This is a genomic window from Pectobacterium aquaticum, assembly GCF_003382565.3.
GTDB classification, from domain to species: domain Bacteria; phylum Pseudomonadota; class Gammaproteobacteria; order Enterobacterales; family Enterobacteriaceae; genus Pectobacterium; species Pectobacterium aquaticum.
On record NZ_CP086253.1, the window covers coordinates 965,921 to 987,753 of the forward strand.

Below are 21,833 nucleotides of genomic sequence, written 5' to 3' on the forward strand. Positions count from 1 at the left end.
GGTTCAGCATGACAACTAATTATATTTTTGTGACCGGCGGGGTCGTTTCCTCTCTGGGTAAAGGCATTGCCGCAGCCTCTCTGGCGGCTATTCTTGAAGCCCGTGGCCTCAACGTTACCATCATGAAACTGGACCCGTACATCAACGTGGATCCGGGCACGATGAGCCCGACGCAGCACGGTGAAGTGTTTGTCACCGAAGACGGCGCCGAAACCGATCTGGACTTGGGTCACTACGAGCGTTTCATCCGCACTAAAATGTCGCGCCGCAACAACTTCACCACTGGCCGTATCTACTCTGATGTCCTGCGCAAAGAGCGTCGTGGTGACTATCTGGGCGCGACTATTCAGGTGATTCCACATATCACCAACGCGATTAAAGAGCGCATCATTGAAGGTGGCGAAGGCCACGATGTCGTTCTGGTCGAAATCGGTGGTACTGTTGGTGATATCGAATCTTTGCCGTTCCTTGAAGCGATTCGGCAGATGGCGGTGCAAGTGGGCCGCGAGCACACCCTGTTTATGCACCTGACGCTGGTGCCGTATCTGGCGGCGGCAGGTGAAGTGAAAACCAAGCCGACGCAGCACTCCGTTAAAGAACTGCTTTCTATCGGTATTCAGCCTGACGTGCTGATTTGCCGTTCCGACCGCACCGTGCCTGCCAACGAGCGAGCAAAAATTGCTTTATTCTGTAATGTGCCGGAAAAAGCAGTAATCTCCCTTAAAGACATTGATTCGATTTATAAAATCCCGTCGCTATTGAAATCACAGGGGCTGGACGATTATATTTGTAAACGATTCAGCTTGGATTGCCCCGAAGCCAACCTGTCAGAATGGGAACAGGTTGTGTATGAAGAAGCCAATCCGGGCGGCGAAGTGACCATCGGTATGGTCGGTAAATATGTTGCGCTGCCGGATGCCTACAAATCTGTTATCGAAGCCCTGAAACACGGTGGGTTGAAGAACCGCCTGACGGTAAATATCAAGCTGATCGACTCACAGGATGTTGAAACCCGTGGTGTCGAAGTATTGAAAGATTTAGACGCTATTTTGATTCCGGGCGGTTTTGGCTATCGTGGCGTCGAAGGGAAAATCATGTCGGCGAATTACGCCCGTGAGAACAAGATCCCTTATCTGGGCATTTGCCTGGGGATGCAGGTCGCATTAATGGAATTTGCCCGTAACGTTGCTGGGATGGAAGGGGCAAACTCAACGGAGTTTGTGCCAGACTGTAAGTACCCGGTGGTTGCGCTGATTACAGAATGGCGTGATGAGAACGGCAATGTTGAAGTCCGTGATGAAGCAAGCGATCTGGGCGGCACCATGCGCGTTGGCGGGCAGCAATGCCATCTGACCGAAGGCAGTCTGGTGCGTCAGATGTACGGTGAGCAGACGATTATCGAACGTCACCGTCATCGTTATGAAGTTAACAACATGCTGTTGAAACAGATTGAAGCGGCGGGATTACGGGTTGCTGGCCTTTCCGCCGACCGCAAACTGGTGGAGATTGTCGAGTTACCCGATCATCCCTGGTTCGTTGCCTGTCAATTCCACCCGGAATTTACATCAACACCGCGAGATGGACATCCGCTGTTTGCCGGCTTTGTCAAAGCCGCTGGCGCGTACCAGAAGCGTCAGGTGAAGTAAGAGTTATATCAGCAACGCGCGATCTATCGCGCGTTGCTCGTCTAGGGTTTTAGTTCTATCTAAAGTTTTAGTTTAACTTGTACTGAGGAAAATCTAATGTCCAAAATTGTTAAAGTCATCGGCCGTGAAATCATCGACTCACGCGGAAACCCAACTGTTGAAGCGGAAGTTCATCTGGAAGGTGGTTTTGTAGGTCTGGCTGCTGCGCCATCAGGAGCTTCTACTGGCTCTCGCGAAGCACTGGAACTGCGTGACGGTGACAAATCCCGTTTTCTGGGCAAAGGCGTAACGAAAGCTGTTGCTGCTGTTAATGGCCCGATTGCTCAGGCTGTACTGGGTAAAGACGCGAAAGATCAGGCGAACATCGACAAGATCATGATCGATCTGGATGGTACTGAGAACAAATCCAAGTTCGGTGCTAACGCCATTCTGGCTGTTTCTCTGGCTGCGGCTAAAGCAGCAGCAGCGTCAAAAGGCCTGCCACTGTACGCGCACATCGCTGAACTGAACGGCACTCCAGGTAAATATTCCATGCCACTGCCAATGATGAATATCATCAACGGCGGCGAGCACGCGGATAACAACGTTGATATCCAAGAGTTCATGATTCAGCCTGTTGGCGCGAAAACCCTGAAAGAAGCCATCCGTATGGGTTCTGAAGTGTTCCACACCCTGGCTAAAGTTCTGAAATCCAAAGGTATGGGTACAGCTGTTGGTGACGAAGGTGGCTATGCGCCAAACCTGGGTTCCAACGCCGAAGCGCTGGCTGTTATCGCTGAAGCGGTAAAAGCAGCAGGCTACGAGCTGGGCAAAGACATCACGTTGGCGATGGACTGCGCAGCGTCTGAATTCTACAAAGACGGTAAATACGTTCTGGCTGGCGAAGGCAACAAAGCGTTCACCTCTGAAGAATTCACCCACTTCCTGGAAGATCTGACCAAACAGTACCCAATCGTCTCTATCGAAGACGGTCTGGACGAATCTGATTGGGCTGGCTTCGCTTACCAGACTAAAGTTCTGGGCGACAAAATCCAGCTGGTTGGTGACGATCTGTTCGTAACCAACACCAAGATCCTGAAAGAAGGTATCGAGAAAGGCATCGCTAACTCCATCCTGATTAAATTCAACCAGATCGGTTCTCTGACCGAAACGCTGGCTGCAATTAAAATGGCGAAAGATGCAGGCTACACGGCTGTTATCTCTCACCGTTCAGGCGAAACTGAAGATGCCACCATCGCTGATCTGGCAGTAGGTACAGCGGCTGGCCAGATCAAAACGGGTTCTATGAGCCGTTCTGACCGTGTTGCTAAATACAACCAGCTGATTCGTATCGAAGAAGCGCTGGGTGATGCTGCACCGTTCAATGGACTGAAAGAAGTTAAAGGTCAGTAATTACGTTTCTGGTGTCGTCAGACCGCGGATAAAACGGCCTGATATACGCCAACGTGATTAACTATAAAAATCCAGAAGCGTGAAAACGTTTCTGGATTTTTTTATGACGGACATCCTTGTCCGTCACCCTACTGGCCGTTGCTACGCGATGCTGAAAAACGCTCTGATACCGCTAGTATCGATCACGCTAGCTGTTTGAGAATCGCTTTGGCAACCACTTCCGAGCTGGCTGGGTTCTGACCGGTGATCAGCTTGCCGTCTTCAACGAGGTATGGTGCCCAGTCTGGGCCTTTTTCGTATAGTCCGCCGAGTTTCTTGAATTCATCCTCAATCAGGAAAGGTACGACGTCCGTCAACTGAACTGCTTCTTCTTCACCGTTGGTGAAGCCCGTCACTTTGCGGCCTTTAATCAGGGCATCGCCATTTTCTGCTTTAACATGAATCAGTACGCCTGGGGCGTGGCAGACAAACCCGGTCGGTTTGTTGGCGCGTACAAAGGCTTCGATGAGCGCGATAGAGACAGGCGATTCTGCCAAATCCCAAAGCGGGCCGTGGCCGCCGGGGTAGAAGACGGCATCGAAATCCTGTTCGCTGACGGTATCGAGTTTTACCGTATTCGCCAGTGCCTGCTGCGCAGCCGGGTCTGCTTTAAAGCGATGTGTCAGTTCGGTTTGAAAATCAGCCAGATCGCTTTTCGGGTCGAGAGGCGGCTGGCCGCCCGCAGGGGAGGCGAGCACCAGCTCGGCGCCTGCGTCTTTAAAGGTGTAATAAGGGGCGGCAAACTCTTCCAGCCAGAAGCCGGTTTTATTGCCCGTGTTGCCCAGTTTGTCGTGAGAAGTCAGTACCATTAAAATTTTCATCATTTTTCTCTCTATTGTTGCAGGATGATCGGGTGGATAGACGCCAGTTAGCCTTTGAGGACGGCGACAATCGCGTCTTGTTTTTCATGGTAAGGCGCACGCAGTGTCAGGTTAGACGCACCATCTTCACTTTGTATGACAATCGGTTTGGCATGGCTGAAACGGCGGAATCCGTGAACGCCGTGGTATGCACCGATACCGGATGCGCCAACGCCGCCGAACGGAAGTGTGTCGATAGACACGTGCGTCATCACATCGTTGATAACCAGCGCACCTGATGTCGTTCTGGCAGCGAAGCGTTGCTGCATAGCTTCATCGTTGCTGAACAGATACGCCGCCAGCGGGCGTGGGTGCGCATTGATGTAGTGAATCGGTTCCTCTGCTACCTGATAGGTTTTAATCGGCAGCAACGGGCCAAAAATTTCTTCCTGCATGATCGTCATATCATCATGTACGCCGAACACCAGATGTGGGGCAATCTTGCGGCTTTTCGCATCGTAGGGCGCTTCGCCTTCCGGTGCCAGACTGACGACAGTTGCGCCCTGCTGTTCAGCCTCTTTCAGAATACGAATCAGGCGATCGTAATGCCTGTCAGCAATGATAGACGTGTAATCCGGGTTCGCCTGTAACGTCGGGAAACTTTTCTGCATAAAGGCTTTCGCGGCATCGCGGAAAGCCTGCTCCTGGCCTTCGGGCAGCAGAACATAGTCTGGTGACAGGCAGATTTGCCCAGCGTTGAAGGTTTTCACCGTCAGCGTGCGTTCAACGGCTTCGGTGATGTTTGCGCTACGATCGATGACGACCGGTGATTTGCCACCCAGCTCCAGCGTAACCGGCACCAGATTCTCTGCTGCTGCGCGCATCACATGTTTCCCAACGGCGGTGCTGCCGGTGAAGACCAGATGATCGAACGGCAGTTCGCTGAATGCCTGACCGATTTCTGCATCACCCAGCACCACGGCTAATTCCAGCGGATCAAAATAGTGGGCAATCAATTCCCCCAGCAGTTCAGACGTACGCGGCGTGAGTTCTGACGGTTTCAGAATCGCGGTATTACCGGCGACAAAAATATCAGCCAGCGGGCCGAATGACAGGTTTATCGGGAAGTTCCACGGGCTGATCACGCCGATCACGCCCAGAGGCTGATGCTGGATCCACGCCTGCATGCCGGGAGCGGGTTCATCAACAGGCTCTGGCTGCATCCAACGCTCAACGTTGTCGATGGCGTTCTGTAGCATCTTCAACGTAGTGCCGAGATCAGCGGTGAAGGACTGATACAAGCTACGGTGGCCGAAATCGTCACTCATGGCCTGTGCGAGCGCCGCGTGGTTTTCACGGATAAGATTGATGCTGCGTTGTAAGCGGTCTTTACGCAGTGCGGCATCGGCTGGGCCAGATGCAATGTGAGCACGCTTCATCGTATTCAGGATGGCTTGTAAATCCTTTTGGGATTGTTGTGTCGACATGTTTTGTCCCCTTTTCGTTGTCGAGTACCAGAGAAAACAGAAAGTTAACCGAGGGTTCCGGGTCACTCAAGATGGGATAAAGGATACGGCAGGGGTTGATCCGTCCGCCAACAAGATTATTATTCGAGGGGTATAAATAATTTTATAGGTATCATCGTATGTCACTTATCCGTCTACGCACGTTTGTGGAAGTCTATCGGCAGCGCTCGATTAGCGGCGCGTCGCGCGCGCTCAATCTGACCCAGCCAGCGGTGTCGCAGCATATTGCCGGGCTGGAAGTGGCGGTGGGGCGTCGTCTCTTTGAGCGTCAGGCAAACGGTGTAACGCCAACGTCGGCAGCGGATGATCTGGCGGCGGATCTGGGGGATAAGCTCGATGAAGCGGAAGCAGCGCTGGCTTCTGCCCGTGCGAGGTCAATGGACGTCGCGGGGACGCTGCATATCATTGGTCATGCGGATTTCATGGCAGAAGTGGTGTCGGAACAGCTATTGCCGCTGCTTGAGGCGGGCGTGCGGGTGCATATGCATACCGGCGACGGCGATTTAATTAAACAGATGCTGCTGGAAGGGCACTGTGATTTGGGCATAACGGCGCATCCGGTGACGGATAAGCGGCTGAAAAGCGATCTGTTAAAGAGTGCGACACTACAGGCGGTGGCGGCTCCCGCGATTGTCGAACGGCTCTTGCAGACGGGCGATCTGCCGCAGGCGCTGGCGCAGGAACCGATGCTGGCGTATGACCTTGAATTTCCTCTGATCGATCACTGGTTGAAGAAGAACCGCATGGAGGATAAGGGACTGGTGCCCGCGGTGGTGAGTCAGGATCTGCGTGCGCTGCGTCGTGTGCTAACCAGTGGATTTGGTTGGACGGTGATGCCGGTGTATTTATGTCAGGATCTGCTGGATACGGGGGCGCTTGCCATTATTCCGCCTCCTGTCGGCACCACGCAACTGGATTACTATCTGGCCTGGGTACCGGGCGCACTGCGCCAACCGCGTTTAGCCCATGCGCGGCAAACCTTCCTGTGGCGGTTGCAGCACGCAGAATAGCGCCATTTTTTTGCCAAAAAACGCCAATTTTTCAAAGCATCACAAGGCAACGTCCGCTGGCGACGTTGCCCTTCTTTCTGCTGACGTCCCATCTTCTATCCTGTGATCGCCATAAACGAACTGTTGGTTTCGTTCAGTTAAAATGCCTTTTTATAAAATCTTTGAAGCGGATCGCGCCAATCTTCCCTGTGCTGCCAGCGTGGGGCACGTGGTGGCAAACGCGCAAAGGTTTTCACGATCGCCGAGCGCTACCGTATCAGCGTGACACCTTCATAACTAAAAATGTTCGGGGAAGGATGGCGATGAAAACGCGTAAGATAGGTTTGGCTAACTATTTAGCCTACGGTTCAGGGGACTTTCTTGGTGCGGGTACAACAGCGCTGACGGCCGCTTGGTTACTCTATTTTTATACCACGTTCTGTGGCTTAACACCGATTGAGGCAACGTTTATTTTTGCGATGGCGCGTGTGCTTGATGCCGTCGTCAGCCCGCTGATGGGCTTTCTGACTGATAACTTCGGTTCAACCTGGCTCGGCAAACGCTTTGGCCGCCGCAAGTTCTTTATTCTGCTCGGTATTCCCTTCGTGTTCAGCTACAGCTTCATGTGGGTCGGGGATATGAGCTATTGGTACTATCTGCTGACGTACCTGCTGTTCGATGTCGTGTATACGATGGTGCTGGTGCCGTATGAAACGCTGGTGCCGGAAATGACCGATGACTTCAAACAAAAGACCAAGTTCTCCGGCGCACGTATCGCGCTGGCGCAGTTGTCCGCGATTCTGGCCGCGTTCCTGCCGGGTATCCTGCTGGGCTACTTTGGCAAAGATAACTCGGTGTCCTTCTTCTATTCGAGTCTGGTGTTCTCCGTTATCTGTGCGCTGGTGCTGACGCTGGTCTATCTTTTTACCTGGGAACGGCCACGCGATCAGATGTCGGAAGCGTCGCTGCGGGCGGAGAAAGAGCGCCAGTCTCTGACGTTAGGCCAAAGCCTGAAGCGGCTGAACGTCGAACTGGTTTCCACGCTGCGTATTCGCATTTTCCGTCAGCATCTCGGGATGTATCTGGGCGGGTATATCGCGCAGGACGTGTTTAACGCTGTGTTCACCTATTACGTGGTTTTTGTGCTGATGCAAAGCCCGACCATGGCGTCAAACCTGATGGGAACGATGGCGATTCTGCAATTCATTGCGGTGATCGGCATGATTCCGCTGTGTATCCGCTTTGGGCCAGCCCCGTCTTACCGATTGGTCGTGTGCCTGTTTGGCGTGAGTGCGCTTTCCTATGCCGTCCTGTGGTACAGCGGTCTGCATGACACCTTCTCTCTATTGCTGTTGATTTCTGCGCTGGCGGGTATCGGACGCGGCGGGATCAACTACGTGCCGTGGAACACCTACACTTACATCGCGGATGTGGATGAAGTGATCACCGCGCAGCGTCGCGAAGGGATCTTCGCCGGGATTATGACGCTGACTCGCAAAGCCTCTCAGGCTGGTGCGGTGATGCTGGTGGGCGTGGTGTTACAGCTCTCCGGTTTTGTGTCTGGCCAGAGCGTACAAGCACCGAGCGTTAGCCACACGATTCTGATGATTTTGAGCGTCGGCACCGTTGGCGTGCTGGCGCTGGGCTTCCTGGTGTCTCTGCGCTTTAAACTCAATCTGCAAACGCACAGCGTGCTGCGGGAAGAGACGTTGAAAATGCGTGAAGCTGGGCGTCCGGTGCCGGAGAAGATTACGCCGCAGGCGCGGGCAACGGTCGAAATGCTGGCGGGTATGCCGTATGAATCGCTGTGGGGCAATAACAACATCGGCTATCTGAACCGCCATAAAGGTGACAAGCCGGTCACGCACGCCACGCAGTCGTAACTGTATTGAACTGTTAACTGATAACTCAATTGGATGAATGACTATGACCGTATTCAGTGTAAAACATAGCCCGCTTTTACGTCAGCCAGAACGCTTCATCTCCCGCGAGGATCTGAAGGCGCTGATTTGCCGTATCACCGACAATCTGGTGAATATTGAGGATAAAACCGGTGAGTTTTTGTTACGGCTGGACGATGGTCGGGTAATTGATACCAAAGGCTGGGCGGGTTGGGAATGGACGCACGGCATCGGGCTGTATGGGATTTACCAGTATTACCAGCAGACGGGCGACGAGCAGATGCGCGCCATCATCGACGACTGGTTTACCGAGCGTCTGGCGGAAGGTACGCCGACGAAGAACGTGAACACCGTATGCCCGTTTTTGACGCTGGCTTATCGCTATGAAGAAACGGGCGATGCGCGCTGGCTGCCGTATCTGGAGCGCTGGGCGGAGTGGGTGATGTACGAAATGCCGCGCACGGATAAGCAGGGCTTGCAGCATATTGTTTATAACAACGAAAACCATCAGCAGCTGTGGGATGACACGCTGATGATGAGCGTGCTGCCGCTGGCGAAAATTGGCAAGCTGTTAAACCGGCCTGAGTTTGTGGAAGAAGCCACGTATCAGTTCCTGCTGCACGTGCAATATCTGATGGATCGCGAAAGCGGCCTGTGGTTCCACGGCTGGACGTTCGAAGGACAACACAACTACGCGAAGGCTCGCTGGGCACGTGGTAACAGCTGGCTGACGATCGTTATTCCTGAATTTATCGAACTGCTGGATCTGCCGGAAAATAACGCCACGCGCCGCTTCCTGTTGCAGGTACTGGAAAGCCAGATTGAAGCCTTGGCGAAATATCAGGATGACAGCGGCCTGTGGCACACGCTGATCGACGATCCGAATTCGTACCTTGAAAGCTCGGCAACCGCCGGTTTTGCCTACGGGATCCTGAAAGCGGTGCGCAAGCGCTACGTGGACCCGAGTTACGCTGAAGTGGCGGAGAAAGCGATTCGCGGCGTAATTAATCACGTCAATAAGGACGGTGAACTGACGCAGGTGTCATTCGGCACCGCGATGGGCAACGATTTGGATTTCTACCGCAACATCGCCTTGACCTCCATGCCGTACGGTCAGGCAATGGCGATTCTGTGTCTGGCGGAATACCTGCGGGTCTATTTGTAACGGGTTAACGTGAGCGCCGTCTCTTATATAAAAATGCTGCAAATTTTTATGGTTTGGCCGTTATCCGGCGTAAAAATTATGCAGCGGTGCGCTTGACCGCCGAGTGAGCGACAGGACGTCGCGAAAGCCAGCGCCATGCCGGGAGCATGTCGCTGGCGGCTCGAAAAGTGGGCATGGGCACCGATGGAACCGCGCAGCGGCATAATTTAGCTGGAAGCCTGGGTTCGCAGGGCGGCGGCGACTGAGCGCCCTGCGTCGGGCGCGTGTATATATTGCATATGAATGGCTGCAGTATGGCGCACGAAACTTTCTCTTAGCCTACATAACAAATGTGATTAAGAGGGGGATGAAAGGGTGGTTTCATTTCCCGCCTGCCAAGTCGATAAAATTCCCTGTGACATAGGACGCCTCATCCGATAACAGCCAGCCTATTGCCTGTGCGACTTCCATCGGGTGGCCGCCCCGTTTCATGGGGAGCGAGTGCTTGATGCGATCCACTCTTGCCGGTTCGCCGCCGTCAGCATGCATATCGGTATAAATAAAACCGGGACGCACGGCGTTCACTCGAATGCCCTGATCGGCGACCTCCAGCGATAAGCCAATCGTCAGCGTATCAAGCGCGCCTTTTGACGCCGCATAATCAATATATTCATGCGGTGAACCCAGCCTAGCGGCGGCGGATGACACGTTGACGATAGCCCCGCCTTTTCCGCCATGACGGAACGCCATACGCTTGACCGCTTCTCGGGCACAGAGAAAGCTGCCAATCGTGTTGGTGGCAAAAATATCGTTAAGCCGCACGGTATCAAGCTGTTCAATGGTGGCTTGAGGTTTCAGCATCGCGGCGTTATTCACCAGACCGGTGAGGCAGCCAAGTTCTTCATCCGTTCGCTTAAAAAGCTCGATAACCTGCTCTTCATCGGCGATATCGACCTGAACGGCGATGGCCGTCCCACCGTTAGCGCGAATCTCGTCGAGAACGCTATATGCACTGTCCTGCTGGGTGCGGTAGCCGATGCAAATCTTGTGGCCTTTGCCTGCCAGATAGCACGCGGTTGCGCGGCCAATGCCGCGCGAACCGCCAGTAATTAACGTAATGAATGCCATTCTGATACCTAGTTCTTTAACCCTGCCACACTGTAATTCACCGGAAGCCAGCGATAGCCGTTGGTGGTGCCGTTGCGTTCCAGACGCGTACCGACGTGGCCGATGCCGGGGAAGGGTAGGTGAGCGCCTGCAACCCAGTAACCCTGACTGGCGGCGTCGGCCAGCGCTTTATTACGGGATTCCGTCGCCTGATCCATATTTGAGTCAAAGCTGATGGTGGTGGCCGGTAAGCTCATTTGCACCGCTTCGGCATGAATGATGTCTCCCCATGCCAGCAGTTTCTTGCCTTCGCTCTCGATCAGAAAAGACGTGTGCCCCGGCGTATGTCCCGGGCTCGGAATCGCGGTGACACCGGGCAGCAGTGTTGTCTGTTGAGCCGAGAACGTTTTCAGCTTGTTCTCTTTGCGAATGGTATCAAAGAGGTTTTGCACGCGTTGGAACGCTGCTTTTCTGCCTTCAGGGGCATTCTTCAGGTTTTCTGGGTTGAGCCAGAAGTCGGTTTCTGGCTGGCTGACATACACGTTGGCATTCGGGTAGTTGAGTTTATTGTCCTGCACCAGACCGCCAAAATGGTCGCCGTGCAGGTGAGTCATCAATACGGTATCGACCTGTTCAGGTTTATAGCCCGCCGCAATCAGGTTCGGCAGCACTTTTCCGACCGTAGGGTTGCTCTGCTTGCCGTTACCTGTGTCGATTAGAATCAGGTGTTTGCCGGTATTGACCAAATAGGCGTTGATAGAGGTTTCTACCTGCGGCGTCAGCGCTTTTTCTGCCAGCAGTTCGGTGATTTTTTCCGGCGGGGTGCGCTGTAACAGCTTATCCATCGGCATGGTATTGGTGCCGTCAGACAGGGCGGTAATTTCGAACTGGCCCAGCATCATGCGGTAATAGCCCGGCTGCGTTTTAATCTGCGCGATATCCTGCGCCTGAGAAAATGCAGGCACAAAGGCACACGAGACGAATAATAGGGCCAGTGGTTTCAGTAACTTCATTGATTCTTTTCCTTGTTAATAATGAAACGTATGCAAGCAGGTGAAGTCGTAACAACAGATTGATTATGACGCACGGGCTAAATTACTCAACTGTCCCCGATTTAGTGTGCTCCAGCCAGATTTGCTCGCGCATTGCTGACGTCCTGCAACGCGAATGATTTAAGGTATACTGCATTTTTAAGTGAGAGAGACAGTGAAAACCATGCAGTACCCGATTAATGAAATGTTCCAGACGTTACAGGGCGAAGGCTATTTTACCGGTGTGCCGGCGGTGTTTGTGCGCCTGCAAGGCTGCCCAGTTGGCTGTAGCTGGTGCGATACCAAACATACCTGGGACAAACTGGCAGAGCGGGAAACCTCATTGGATCAGGTGCTGGTAAAAACGGAAGAAAGCGATGCCTGGGGTGCGGCGAGTGCGGACGACATTCTTGCGCTGATGGTGCAGCAAGGCTACACGGCGCGCCATATTGTGATCACCGGTGGTGAACCCTGCATCCACGATTTGGCACCGCTAACGCTACAGCTGGAAAAGCAGGGCTTTAGTTGCCAGATCGAAACCAGCGGTACGCATGACGTGCGCTGTTCGCCCAAAACCTGGGTGACGGTATCGCCGAAAGTGAATATGCGCGGCGGTATGAAAGTGCTCGATCAGGCCCTGCAACGGGCGGATGAGATCAAACACCCGGTGGCGCGTGAACGTGACATTGAGGCGTTGGATGCATTACTGGCACGGCTTGATGATGATAAGTCGCGGATTGTGGCACTACAGCCGATCAGTCAGAAAGACGATGCGACTAAACTGTGTATCGAGACCTGCATCGCCCGCAACTGGCGGCTGTCTATGCAGACACATAAATACCTGAATATCGCCTGATATTCATTTACTGATAATAGCGACCGATCGTAGCGGCGTGAGTAAGGGATGCTCACGCCAGACTACAGCACCACCACTTCTTTGTTACTCGCCTTTATAGACGCAGCCGGCAGTGCAGGTTTCTTTCACCATGACGGCGCTGAGCAGCGGTAATGTCGGCTTCAACTGATGCCAGATCCAGTGTGCCAGCACTTCGCTGGTCGGGTTTTCCAGACCGGGGATCTCGTTCAGATAGTGATGATCCAATCGTTCCCACGTAGGTTTGAACGCGGCTTTCAGCTCAGAGAAATCCATCACCCAGCCGGTATGTGGATCTACTTCACCGGTAATTTCCAGTCTCACCATGAAAGAGTGCCCATGCAGTCGTCCGCATTTGTGGCCGTCTGGTACGTGAGGCAGATGATGCGCGGCTTCAAACTGAAAATCTTTAAATAGTGTAGTGACCATAGCGATGTTCCCGGTTTCGTTCTGAAAAAGGGGCTCTCAGAACAGAGTATGCAAAAAACCGTCGCATACTACCCGAAAGTGTTGCTTGAATCACTTATTCTTCCTGCTGCACGATCGCGGCGTGATGCCAGCCTGATGGTAGCGGATCGGGGCGGCGGATCGTCATGTGGCGGGTGGTCAGGTTCACAACGCCACGGGCAAAGAGCGCGGGCATGCCGCCTGGGTAATGGTCGACACCGAAGGCGCGGCCTGTCGCTGGATCGACCCGATACGCATTATCCAGTCCCATTCCCGTCGGGCGCTCTGGGTTACAAGGGGGGCGTACATCGTACATGCCCTGTTCCGATGAGTCGCTCTGCCGCTGTTCGAGATGCACGGCATGGAAATGAATATCCCGAATGTAGCCTGCGGGCGTGCTGTGCAGGTTAATCGCCCCCTCGCTGACACCGGCGATCTGGGAAAACTGTACCGCTTCGATCCGGCCCGGCTCGATGGCGGGATCGCGATAGCGTACGGAGATAAAGATCGGATCGGCTTTGCCCCAATGGCAGGGATGTGCAGCAACGCACTGGAACGTGATGTTGCTGAACTGTAGGCGTCGGAACGCGCCACCATCGCGTGAGATCAGGCCGATCGCACGGTTGGTATCGTAAATGGCGCAGTTGCTGACGGAAATATCCTCGATGTCGGCAAAGGTTTCGGTGCCGATCTTTAGGGCGCAGCTCTTGGATCGCAGTAGGCAATTGCTGATGACGACCTGCTGCACCTTACGCTGTAGATGGGGCGGCTTATGGGTGGTTTTGATGCACAGTGCATCGTCGGCAGCGCTCAGCGAGCAGTTGCTGATTTGCACCTGCTGGCAGCTATCAAGATCCAGCGCGTCGGTATTCGCCATGCTCAGATCGTTATCAATCGTCAGCCGTTCGACGATGATTTGGCGACAGCTGACCAGATGCACGGTCCACATCGGGGCGTGTTCAATCGTAAAATCACACAGGCGGACGTGTTCGCAATCCTCAAAGACCACAATGCGCGGGCGATGCTGTGCAGGCAGGCGATAGCCTTGATCGTCGGGCTCCGCAGAGAAATAGGCGTCGGCATTTCCCATGATCTTACCCTGACCGCAGATCGTGATATTGCGTTGTTGGTAGGCATAAAGAAACGCGCGGTGCGACAGCTCGGCCATGCTGATCGTCGTGGCCTGCGTAAACTGTTCATAGTCACCGCTGACGATGAGCTCAGCGCCTGCCTCCAATTGCAGACAAAAATTGGAAGGCAGCAGTAATCCCCCTAATAGATAGCGCCCCGGTTCGACCGTCAGGGTGCCGCCACCCTGTGCCGCAATCCGATCGATAGCCTGCTGAAAGATGGCAGTATCCGGCGTGATGCCGTCGGCGGCGGGGGAGTATGACTGAATAGAGTGCTTCATCGCGTTATCCTATCTGATCGAGCCTGTTCCGATTGCAGCACGTTTACTGGCCTTTGGCTGTGGCTGTCGTGATGAAATCTGCGCAGGTTGGAGCGGGCTTCACAGCGTACGGTGCGCAGCGTAAGAGAATGTGAAAAGCATAACGGATAGGGCGACGCTGTGCTTCTTACCGTGTGTGTTTCATCACACTTTTACGCCGTTTTTTCTCTTTTACCGCGCACGTGGCGTGGTTTTGTTGTTTTTGTGTTTCTTATTTGTGAATCAAATCTCTTTTTGGTGTGGTGCGGCGGTTAATGATGTGAGGCACCTCCCTGCCGCGTTACCTAGGGCTCACGCTGTGTGGTTGAAACGCTCGCTAACGCGGTGCGGTCATCCGCATTTCTTCCGTCAGCCCCGCAAATCACGCGTTTTCCCACCGTGATGACTAGCGTGATAAAACGGGTTCTGCCTATCTTGTCAGCGTCGAGAAATGGTTTGATTCACGGCTATGTACCTGACCTGCTTTCTCATCTATATCGCCACACCAGTACGCCAGACACACGCACAAACACAATAATAATGTCGTTGGGGGAAAAATGAGATTACCTGGACTGATTGCCATCGCCTTCTCTGCGCTCTGTTCGTTCGCGCAGGCTGCTGAACCCGTAGAATTACGCCTCTCTTGGTGGGGAGGAAACAGCCGCCATCAGGCGACCTTGACCGCGCTGGAAGCGTTTCAGAAAAAGTATCCGCACATCAGCGTGAAACCAGAATATACCGGTTGGGACGGGCACTTATCCCGCCTGACGACGCAGATTGCCAGCGGCGAAGAACCGGATGTGCTACAGGTTAACTGGAACTGGCTGCCGATTTTTTCCAAGACCGGCACCGGCTTTTATGACCTGAATACGCTGACTGATACGCTGAAATTGCAGGATTTCCCCGAAGATGCGCTGAAGCCAGCGACGATCGATGGCAAAGTGAACGCGATTTCTACTTCGCTGAATGCACTGGTGATGTATTACAACACGGAAACCTGGAAGAAGGCCGGGCTGCCGTATCCCACCACCTGGGATGAGCTGTTCCATGCGGGCAAGGTGTTTAAAGAGAAACTGGGCGATAACTATTTCCCCATTGCTTCACCTGCGCAGGACAGCGGTGAAGGCATGCTGGAATTGATCAACTATTACATGACGCAGAAGTACCAGATCGGCATGATCGATGAAAAGAATAAACGCTTTAACTACAGTGAGGCGCAGTGGATCGAGGCGTTTCGCTTCTATAAGCGTTTGATCGACGAGCATGTGATGCCGTCTTCGAAGTATTACAACGCGTTCGGCAAAGTCGGCATGTATGAAACACGTCCCTGGATTAACGGTGAATACGGTGGGGCGCATCTGTGGATTTCGGTGGTGAAGAAATACGCCGATCCACTGGCGGCACCCAGTAAGCTCGAATTAGGTCCGTACATCATGACGCCGGGATCGGACAACTCTGGGCAGTTCTTCAAACCGTCAATGCTGTTTGCCATCAGTAAAACTACCAAGCACCCGAAAGAAGCGGCACTGTTGTTGAATTATCTGATGAACGATCCTGAAGGCGCGCTGCTGATGGGCACCGAGCGCGGCATTCCGCTCAGCCGTATCGCCAGACAAGCGCTGGAAGAAAAACAGAAACTGGATACGAACGATCTGTCGGTTGCTGGGCTCTCAATGGCGTTGCAAAAACCGATGCAAACGCCGGTGTCCTCGTATCTTGAAGATCCACAGTTGGCCAGCCTGATCCTGCAAACCATCGAACAGCTCGACTATGGCAAGAAGAGCGTGGAAGAGTCGGCGAAAAATTTCAGCAATTCAGGCGAACGTATTCTGAAACGTATGATTCGTTAAGTGAATGATTAGCGTAGTCAGTTACTGACTACGCTATGTGATTGGCCGATGCGTTACGTGAGTTCAGCCAACTGCTGTTGCAGGCTATCGGCTAACGCGCGTGGACGCCCGGCATCAAACATCACATGCAGGCTCACTGGATAATCCCGATGTTGCAGGCAGAAATCTTCCATTTCATGCCCAATCCCGTACAACGCCTGAATATTGGTTTTGCCGATTTCCCGCAGCGTCCAATTGTTCTCCACCTGTTTGCAGTAGTGCAGCGTAAAGAAGGCTTTCTGCGCGTGAACAAAGGCGCGGCAATACAGCGTCAGACCGCGCCATTCCTGCTGCCAGCGTTGCTTGAACGCGTCCGGCATCGTGTGTTCGCGGGAGAATTGTAGTGCGGCCTGCTGGCACTGTTCCGCCAGTTGCCAGGCGGCATCTTTCTCTTTCGCAATGTGATAAAGATTCTGCGAAGCCAGCTCCGCATGCTGCGGATCGAACGTAATATCCTGACCGGAACCCGGCAGCCAGTGGTTACGGTTGAGCTGGCCGTACAAGCTCCAGATCGCCTGACCAAAGCTGGTCGGCAGCAGGCTGTGACGGTGGAAAACGTGGTGGCGCGCATACAGCGACAGGGAAATGGCCTGATGAGCCTGATCCAACAAGGCGAGCATCGCATGCAGCACGGTATCGTCCGGCTGCCATTGGTATCGCGTCATTAACCACTGTGCAAACAGCGTGCTTTCGTTTGCCGCTGCGGTCTGGTTAGTCAGCAGTCGGGAACAGGCAAACAGCGTAAATTCGCTCAGTGTGCCGATCACGCTGTGATTATCTACCCCTTCCCAACTGATGCGGCACAGCGCGCTGACAATCGCGGGATTTTTCTCCCGACACCATAGTAACCGCCCCTGTACCTCGGTGTAGCGCAGGAAGGGGAGATTGCCCCAGCCGACCTCTTCGCCAGCCAGATCAAGCTCAACCCAGACCTCACGCCCGTTGATGTCCAGCAGCGCCGGATTATTGGGGAACTCAGGCCAGAAGCGTTCCGGCGTGACTTTGATGGCGACAGAGACGGATTCCGGCAGCGTGCGAATGGCGTTCAGGACATTACCGATATCCTGATGGCTGGCGGGGAACGCGCGTAACACCAGATGGCGCTGGTGGTAGTGCATCACGCGGGCGACGGCGGAGAATAAGCGGTGATAGATCTGCTCACTGTCGGCGTGGGTCGGCCAGTGCGTGGTAACGGGAACGACGCCATTGATCGCATCGCCGGAAGGGGCAGAAAAGCGCAGCAGGCTATCGCTGTTGGAGATCGCCAGCAGCAGGCCGCTCAGCCTCGGGATCTGCTGCATCAGCAGTTCGACTTTGGCGGCAAGGTAGTCACACCAAAAATCGGTATCCATACGGAGGCTATGTGTATCGTCCAGCAATTCCGGGTGATGAAGCAGTAGATCCGTGGGAAACGACAGCTCTTTGCATTGCAGATACAGCGCCAGCCCCTGTTCACGGCAGTGCGCCGCGACTTGATTCAGGTAAACACAGCGTGAACGCTGCTGGCTGCTGATGCGATCGTCAAAACGCGCGTTATTGTAGGCTTCCGGCGTTACCAGTTTATCCAGCAAATCCGCCGCGCCCAGCACCAGCGTATTGAAACCCTGTTCACGGGCGTAATCGACGACCGAGATGACCTGTTGCCAGTGCCAAATATCCTGCGTATTGAGTTCCAGCGCGCGTCGTTGCCACATTGTTTTTCTCCCGTTGCCACTGGCGTGAGTATCGCATTGATGTACGATTGCAAAGGATAAATTCCTGCGGCGAACGCCAGAAATGTGAGCCTGTTCGCTTCTTTTAGAGACGACGGTGTCGCGCTCTTGTTATGAGAAAACGGCGTCCTGGATGCGTGCTTCCCGCTATAACACTTTAAGCAATAAGGACTATCAGAAAAACCATTTAGTCATTTTGGTTATTTAATATTTCCATCATTTCTTTAATTGTTAAGATGCAGACGGTTACCCTTATCCTCCATCCATCTTTTTATTGCCTATTTTTGTATTAGCGTCGTTGGCTAACAGCACAGGCACAAGGAAACAGAAATCACAATGACTACCCCGGTTTCCCCCACTTCATTGCTTCCGCTGAGTGTGGAGCAATTAACGCGTTTACAGGCGGCAACCGGTGATTTCTCATCGACGCAGCTGGCCTGGCTATCCGGCTATTTCTGGGGGCTGGTACAGCAGCCTGGGAACGTGCAGCCGGGGGCGATCGCCGCCACGGCAACGACGGCATCCGCAGTCACGGTGCCAGTACAAACGATTACGCTGATTTCTGCCTCACAGACTGGCAATGCACGTCGGGTAGCGGAACAGCTGCGTGACGATCTGCTGGCAGCCAAGCTGTCCGTCAATCTGGTCAATGCGGGTGATTACAAATTCAAGCAAATCGGACAGGAAAAACTGCTGCTGATCGTCGCCTCGACGCAGGGGGAAGGGGAGCCGCCGGAAGAAGCCGTCGCGCTGCACAAGTTCCTGCTGTCCAAAAAAGCCCCGGAGATGAAAGACACCGCGTTTGCCGTGTTTGGTCTGGGTGATACCTCTTACGAATTCTTCAGCAAGGCGGGTAAAGATTTCGATAGCCGTCTGGCTGAGTTAGGCGCTGAACGCCTGCTGGATCGCGTGGATGCCGATGTGGATTATCAGGGGCTTGCCGAACAATGGCGACGTCAACTGGTTGATATTTTGCAGGCGCGGGTGCCGGTTCAGGGCGAAGCCGTCGCGCAGATTGCCGCTCAGGGCGCACTGGATGAAATTACCAGCAGCCCGTACAGCAAATCCTCACCGCTGCATGCCACGTTTGCCGTTAATCAGAAAGTGACCGGGCGTAACTCCGAAAAGGATGTTCGCCATATCGAGATCGACTTGGGCGATTCCGGTTTGCGTTACCAGCCGGGAGATGCGCTGGGCGTGTGGTTCGATAACGATCCTGCGCTGGTGCAGGAATTGCTGGAACTGCTGTGGCTGAAAGGCGATGAATCCGTCAGCGTTGACGGCAAGACGCTGCCACTATCGCAGGCGCTGAAAAGCCACTTTGAACTGACGCAGAACACCGCGCCGATTGTCGAGAAATACGCGGCACTGTCGCGTAATGAAACGCTGCTGTCGCTGTTGGCCGATAAACCTGCGCTTCAGCAGTTCGCACAGCGCACACCGCTGGTGGATATGGTGCGACAAGCGCCGACGGAACTGACGGCGGAGCAACTGCTGGGCCTGCTGCGTCCGCTGACGCCGCGTCTTTACTCTATTGCTTCCTCGCAGGCGGAAGTCGAAAGCGAAGTGCACATCACCGTTGGCGTGGTGCGCTACGAATACGAAGGCCGCGAGCGCGCCGGTGGCGCTTCCAGCTATCTGGCCGATAGGCTGAGTGAAGACGATGAAATCCGCGTCTTCATCGAACATAACGATAACTTCCGTTTGCCTGCTAACTCCGACGCGCCGGTCATCATGATTGGGCCTGGCACCGGAATCGCGCCGTTCCGTGCGTTTATGCAGCAGCGCGATGCCGATGGGGCAGAAGGGAAAAACTGGCTGTTCTTCGGTAACCCACACTTTACGGAAGATTTTCTGTATCAGGTTGAATGGCAGCGCTACGTCAAAGATGGACTGCTAACCCATATCGACTTGGCTTGGTCACGCGATCAGGCGAACAAGGTCTATGTGCAGGACAAACTGCGGGAAAAAGGCGCGGAAGTCTGGCGCTGGATTCAAGACGGTGCACACTTGTACGTGTGTGGTGATGCCAACCGTATGGCGAAAGACGTCGAGCGGGCACTGCTGGACGTGATAGTTGAGCATGGCGGCATGGACAGTGAACAGGCCGATGAGTTTTTAAGCGATCTGCGCCTTGAGCGCCGTTATCAGCGAGATGTGTACTAATGAGTGAAAAATACGTTTTCAGTGAAAAACACCCTGGTCCCTTGGTGGTAGAAGGGAAACTCGCTGACGCAGAGCGCATGAAGACAGAAAGTAATTTCCTGCGCGGCACGATTGCTGAAGACCTGAACGATGGTCTGACCGGTGGTTTTAAGGGCGATAACTTTCTGCTGATCCGTTTTCACGGTATGTATCAGCAGGATGACCGCGATATTCGCGCCGAACGTGCCGAGCAGAAGCTGGAGCCGCGCCATGCGATGCTGCTGCGCTGCCGTCTGCCCGGTGGCGTGATAACGCCAGAGCAGTGGCTGCGGATCGACAAATTTGCGACTGAAAATACGATCTATGGCAGCATTCGCATCACGAACCGCCAGACGTTCCAGTATCACGGCATTCTCAAATCGAACGTGAAACCGGTACACCAGATGCTGAATAGCATCGGGCTGGATGCGCTGGCGACGGCGAATGACATGAACCGTAACGTGCTGTGTACGTCTAACCCGATAGAATCCGAACTGCATCAGCAGGCGTATGAGTGGGCGAAAAAGATTTCTGAGCATCTGCTGCCGCGCACGCGGGCTTATGCTGAGATCTGGATGGATCAGGAAAAAGTGGCAACGACGGATGAAGAGCCGATTTTAGGTTCAACGTATCTGCCGCGTAAGTTCAAAACCACAGTGGTGATCCCGCCGCAGAATGATATCGATCTGCATGCGAACGATCTCAACTTCGTTGCGATTGCCGATAACGGCCGTCTGGTGGGCTTCAACGTGCTGGTGGGCGGTGGACTCTCTATCGCGCACGGCGACAAAGAAACTTACCCGCGTACCGCCAGTGAGCTGGGCTACATTTCCATTGAGCATACGCTGGCCATCGCGGAAGCGGTGGTGACCACACAGCGCGATTGGGGTAACCGGACCAACCGTAAAAATGCGAAAACCAAGTACACGCTGGAGCGTGTGGGCGTAGACAACTTCAAGCAGGAAGTGGAAGCGCGTGCTGGTGTCAAATTTGAAGCGGTGCGCCCTTATGAATTCACCGGACGTGGCGATCGCATCGGTTGGGTAAAAGGCATCGACAATAAATGGCATCTGACGCTGTTTATCGAAAACGGTCGTGTTCTGGATTATCCGGGCCGTCCGTTGAAAACCGGTCTGGCGGAAATTGCCAAGATCCACAAAGGGGATTTCCGGTTAACGGCGAACCAGAATTTGATCATTGCGGGCGTTCCTGCGCGTAGCAAAGCGAAGATTGAGGCGCTGGCGCGTGAGCACGGCCTGATTGATGACGGCGTCAGCGAGCAGCGCAAGAATTCGATGGCCTGTGTGTCGTTCCCGACCTGTCCGCTGGCGATGGCGGAAGCCGAACGCTTCCTGCCGGAGTTCGTCACGAAAGTGGAAGGCATCATGCAGCAGCACGGCGTGGGCGATGAACATATCGTTCTGCGTGTGACGGGCTGCCCGAACGGCTGCGGCCGTGCGATGCTGGCAGAAATCGGCTTGGTGGGTAAAGCGATGGGGCGTTATAACGTGCACCTTGGCGGGAATCGCGAGGGGACACGCATTCCTCGTATGTATCGTGAAAATATTAATGAAACCGAGATCCTCGCGGAAATCGATCGGCTTATCGGGCTGTGGGCGCAAGATCGCCAGCCGAATGAAGGCTTCGGTGATTTCGTGATTCGTACCAACATCATTAAACCGGTGCTGGATCCCGCTCGCGATTTTTATGACTGACAGGAGAG

Annotated in this window: 16 protein-coding genes; 9 read left to right on the forward strand and 7 right to left on the reverse strand. The window is 54.0% G+C overall.

Features of this window, described 5'->3' with window-relative positions; translation table 11 throughout:
• Positions 1-8 precede the first annotated feature (8 nt).
• Together pyrG and eno are read left to right on the forward strand one after the other, a co-directional pair.
• On the forward strand, positions 9-1,646 hold the full coding sequence (gene pyrG, locus DMB82_RS04475) for a glutamine hydrolyzing CTP synthase (protein WP_102117503.1): 1,638 nt from the start codon (positions 9-11) through the stop codon (positions 1,644-1,646).
• A 96-nt stretch (positions 1,647-1,742) separates the two neighbouring features.
• Positions 1,743-3,038: a phosphopyruvate hydratase gene (gene eno, locus DMB82_RS04480; RefSeq protein ID WP_116155118.1), complete on the forward strand. Its 1,296-nt coding sequence runs from the start codon at positions 1,743-1,745 to the stop codon at positions 3,036-3,038.
• Between the two features lie 182 nt (positions 3,039-3,220).
• Here the strand turns inward: eno and DMB82_RS04485 are convergent, their stop codons facing one another.
• Positions 3,221-3,898 carry a type 1 glutamine amidotransferase domain-containing protein gene (locus DMB82_RS04485; protein WP_116162497.1) on the reverse strand — a complete coding sequence of 226 codons (678 nt, stop codon included), beginning with the start codon at positions 3,896-3,898 and terminating at the stop codon, positions 3,221-3,223.
• Positions 3,899-3,945: 47 nt separating this feature from the next.
• The gene (locus DMB82_RS04490) at positions 3,946-5,364 is read right to left on the reverse strand and encodes a coniferyl aldehyde dehydrogenase (protein WP_116162403.1); all 1,419 of its coding nucleotides are present in this window, start codon (positions 5,362-5,364) and stop codon (positions 3,946-3,948) included.
• 158 nt (positions 5,365-5,522) lie between these two features.
• On the opposite strand from DMB82_RS04490, the gene DMB82_RS04495 reads away from it, so the two are divergent.
• The 3 genes from DMB82_RS04495 (at position 5,523) to bglB (ending at position 9,458) form a co-directional block, all read left to right on the forward strand.
• Entirely contained in the window at positions 5,523-6,413 is an 891-nt protein-coding gene (locus DMB82_RS04495) for a LysR family transcriptional regulator (protein ID WP_102117506.1), read from the forward strand.
• Between the two features lie 302 nt (positions 6,414-6,715).
• Complete coding sequence (locus DMB82_RS04500; RefSeq protein WP_116162401.1) at positions 6,716-8,275, forward strand: MFS transporter; 1,560 nt, start codon at positions 6,716-6,718, stop codon at positions 8,273-8,275.
• A 43-nt stretch (positions 8,276-8,318) separates the two neighbouring features.
• The gene (bglB, locus tag DMB82_RS04505; RefSeq protein ID WP_010309925.1) at positions 8,319-9,458 is read left to right on the forward strand and encodes a beta-galactosidase BglB; all 1,140 of its coding nucleotides are present in this window, start codon (positions 8,319-8,321) and stop codon (positions 9,456-9,458) included.
• A 360-nt stretch (positions 9,459-9,818) separates the two neighbouring features.
• On the opposite strand, the gene DMB82_RS04510 is transcribed toward bglB, so the two are convergent.
• Together DMB82_RS04510 and DMB82_RS04515 are read right to left on the reverse strand one after the other, a co-directional pair.
• A complete protein-coding gene (locus DMB82_RS04510; RefSeq protein ID WP_116162399.1) occupies positions 9,819-10,565 on the reverse strand; it encodes an SDR family oxidoreductase in 747 nt (248 codons plus the stop codon).
• 8 nt (positions 10,566-10,573) lie between these two features.
• Complete coding sequence (locus tag DMB82_RS04515; RefSeq protein ID WP_116162397.1) at positions 10,574-11,557, reverse strand: MBL fold metallo-hydrolase; 984 nt, start codon at positions 11,555-11,557, stop codon at positions 10,574-10,576.
• Positions 11,558-11,759: 202 nt separating this feature from the next.
• On the opposite strand from DMB82_RS04515, the gene queE reads away from it, so the two are divergent.
• Positions 11,760-12,431: a 7-carboxy-7-deazaguanine synthase QueE gene (queE, locus tag DMB82_RS04520; RefSeq protein WP_102117541.1), complete on the forward strand. Its 672-nt coding sequence runs from the start codon at positions 11,760-11,762 to the stop codon at positions 12,429-12,431.
• 84 nt (positions 12,432-12,515) lie between these two features.
• On the opposite strand, the gene queD is transcribed toward queE, so the two are convergent.
• Together queD and DMB82_RS04530 are read right to left on the reverse strand one after the other, a co-directional pair.
• Positions 12,516-12,878 (reverse strand): 6-carboxytetrahydropterin synthase QueD, encoded by a 363-nt coding sequence (gene queD, locus DMB82_RS04525; protein WP_039470263.1) that lies wholly within the window; start codon positions 12,876-12,878, stop codon positions 12,516-12,518.
• Between the two features lie 94 nt (positions 12,879-12,972).
• Positions 12,973-14,307 (reverse strand): glycoside hydrolase family 28 protein, encoded by a 1,335-nt coding sequence (locus DMB82_RS04530; RefSeq protein ID WP_116162395.1) that lies wholly within the window; start codon positions 14,305-14,307, stop codon positions 12,973-12,975.
• A 575-nt stretch (positions 14,308-14,882) separates the two neighbouring features.
• On the opposite strand from DMB82_RS04530, the gene DMB82_RS04535 reads away from it, so the two are divergent.
• A complete protein-coding gene (locus DMB82_RS04535; RefSeq protein ID WP_116162393.1) occupies positions 14,883-16,175 on the forward strand; it encodes an ABC transporter substrate-binding protein in 1,293 nt (430 codons plus the stop codon).
• Positions 16,176-16,228: 53 nt separating this feature from the next.
• Here the strand turns inward: DMB82_RS04535 and DMB82_RS04540 are convergent, their stop codons facing one another.
• The gene (locus DMB82_RS04540; RefSeq protein ID WP_102117512.1) at positions 16,229-17,908 is read right to left on the reverse strand and encodes a hypothetical protein; all 1,680 of its coding nucleotides are present in this window, start codon (positions 17,906-17,908) and stop codon (positions 16,229-16,231) included.
• Positions 17,909-18,262: 354 nt separating this feature from the next.
• On the opposite strand from DMB82_RS04540, the gene cysJ reads away from it, so the two are divergent.
• Both cysJ and cysI read left to right on the forward strand, forming a co-directional pair.
• On the forward strand, positions 18,263-20,092 hold the full coding sequence (cysJ, locus tag DMB82_RS04545) for an NADPH-dependent assimilatory sulfite reductase flavoprotein subunit (protein ID WP_102117513.1): 1,830 nt from the start codon (positions 18,263-18,265) through the stop codon (positions 20,090-20,092).
• On the forward strand, positions 20,092-21,825 hold the full coding sequence (gene cysI, locus DMB82_RS04550) for an assimilatory sulfite reductase (NADPH) hemoprotein subunit (protein ID WP_102117514.1): 1,734 nt from the start codon (positions 20,092-20,094) through the stop codon (positions 21,823-21,825). The genes cysJ and cysI overlap by 1 nt, the downstream gene beginning before the upstream one ends.
• Positions 21,826-21,833 lie beyond the last annotated feature (8 nt).

Excerpts from the sequence above, each read along its gene's own strand:
- pyrG (WP_102117503.1), top strand. The coding sequence starts at position 9 with ATGACAACTAATTATATTTTTGTGACCGGCGGGGTCGTTTCCTCTCTG.
- eno (WP_116155118.1), top strand. The coding sequence starts at position 1,743 with ATGTCCAAAATTGTTAAAGTCATCGGCCGTGAAATCATCGACTCACGC.
- DMB82_RS04485 (WP_116162497.1), bottom strand. The coding sequence starts at position 3,898 with ATGAAAATTTTAATGGTACTGACTTCTCACGACAAACTGGGCAACACG.
- DMB82_RS04490 (WP_116162403.1), bottom strand. The coding sequence starts at position 5,364 with ATGTCGACACAACAATCCCAAAAGGATTTACAAGCCATCCTGAATACG.
- DMB82_RS04495 (WP_102117506.1), top strand. The coding sequence starts at position 5,523 with ATGTCACTTATCCGTCTACGCACGTTTGTGGAAGTCTATCGGCAGCGC.
- DMB82_RS04500 (WP_116162401.1), top strand. The coding sequence starts at position 6,716 with ATGAAAACGCGTAAGATAGGTTTGGCTAACTATTTAGCCTACGGTTCA.
- bglB (WP_010309925.1), top strand. The coding sequence starts at position 8,319 with ATGACCGTATTCAGTGTAAAACATAGCCCGCTTTTACGTCAGCCAGAA.
- DMB82_RS04510 (WP_116162399.1), bottom strand. The coding sequence starts at position 10,565 with ATGGCATTCATTACGTTAATTACTGGCGGTTCGCGCGGCATTGGCCGC.
- DMB82_RS04515 (WP_116162397.1), bottom strand. The coding sequence starts at position 11,557 with ATGAAGTTACTGAAACCACTGGCCCTATTATTCGTCTCGTGTGCCTTT.
- queE (WP_102117541.1), top strand. The coding sequence starts at position 11,760 with ATGCAGTACCCGATTAATGAAATGTTCCAGACGTTACAGGGCGAAGGC.
- queD (WP_039470263.1), bottom strand. The coding sequence starts at position 12,878 with ATGGTCACTACACTATTTAAAGATTTTCAGTTTGAAGCCGCGCATCAT.
- DMB82_RS04530 (WP_116162395.1), bottom strand. The coding sequence starts at position 14,307 with ATGAAGCACTCTATTCAGTCATACTCCCCCGCCGCCGACGGCATCACG.
- DMB82_RS04535 (WP_116162393.1), top strand. The coding sequence starts at position 14,883 with ATGAGATTACCTGGACTGATTGCCATCGCCTTCTCTGCGCTCTGTTCG.
- DMB82_RS04540 (WP_102117512.1), bottom strand. The coding sequence starts at position 17,908 with ATGTGGCAACGACGCGCGCTGGAACTCAATACGCAGGATATTTGGCAC.
- cysJ (WP_102117513.1), top strand. The coding sequence starts at position 18,263 with ATGACTACCCCGGTTTCCCCCACTTCATTGCTTCCGCTGAGTGTGGAG.
- cysI (WP_102117514.1), top strand. The coding sequence starts at position 20,092 with ATGAGTGAAAAATACGTTTTCAGTGAAAAACACCCTGGTCCCTTGGTG.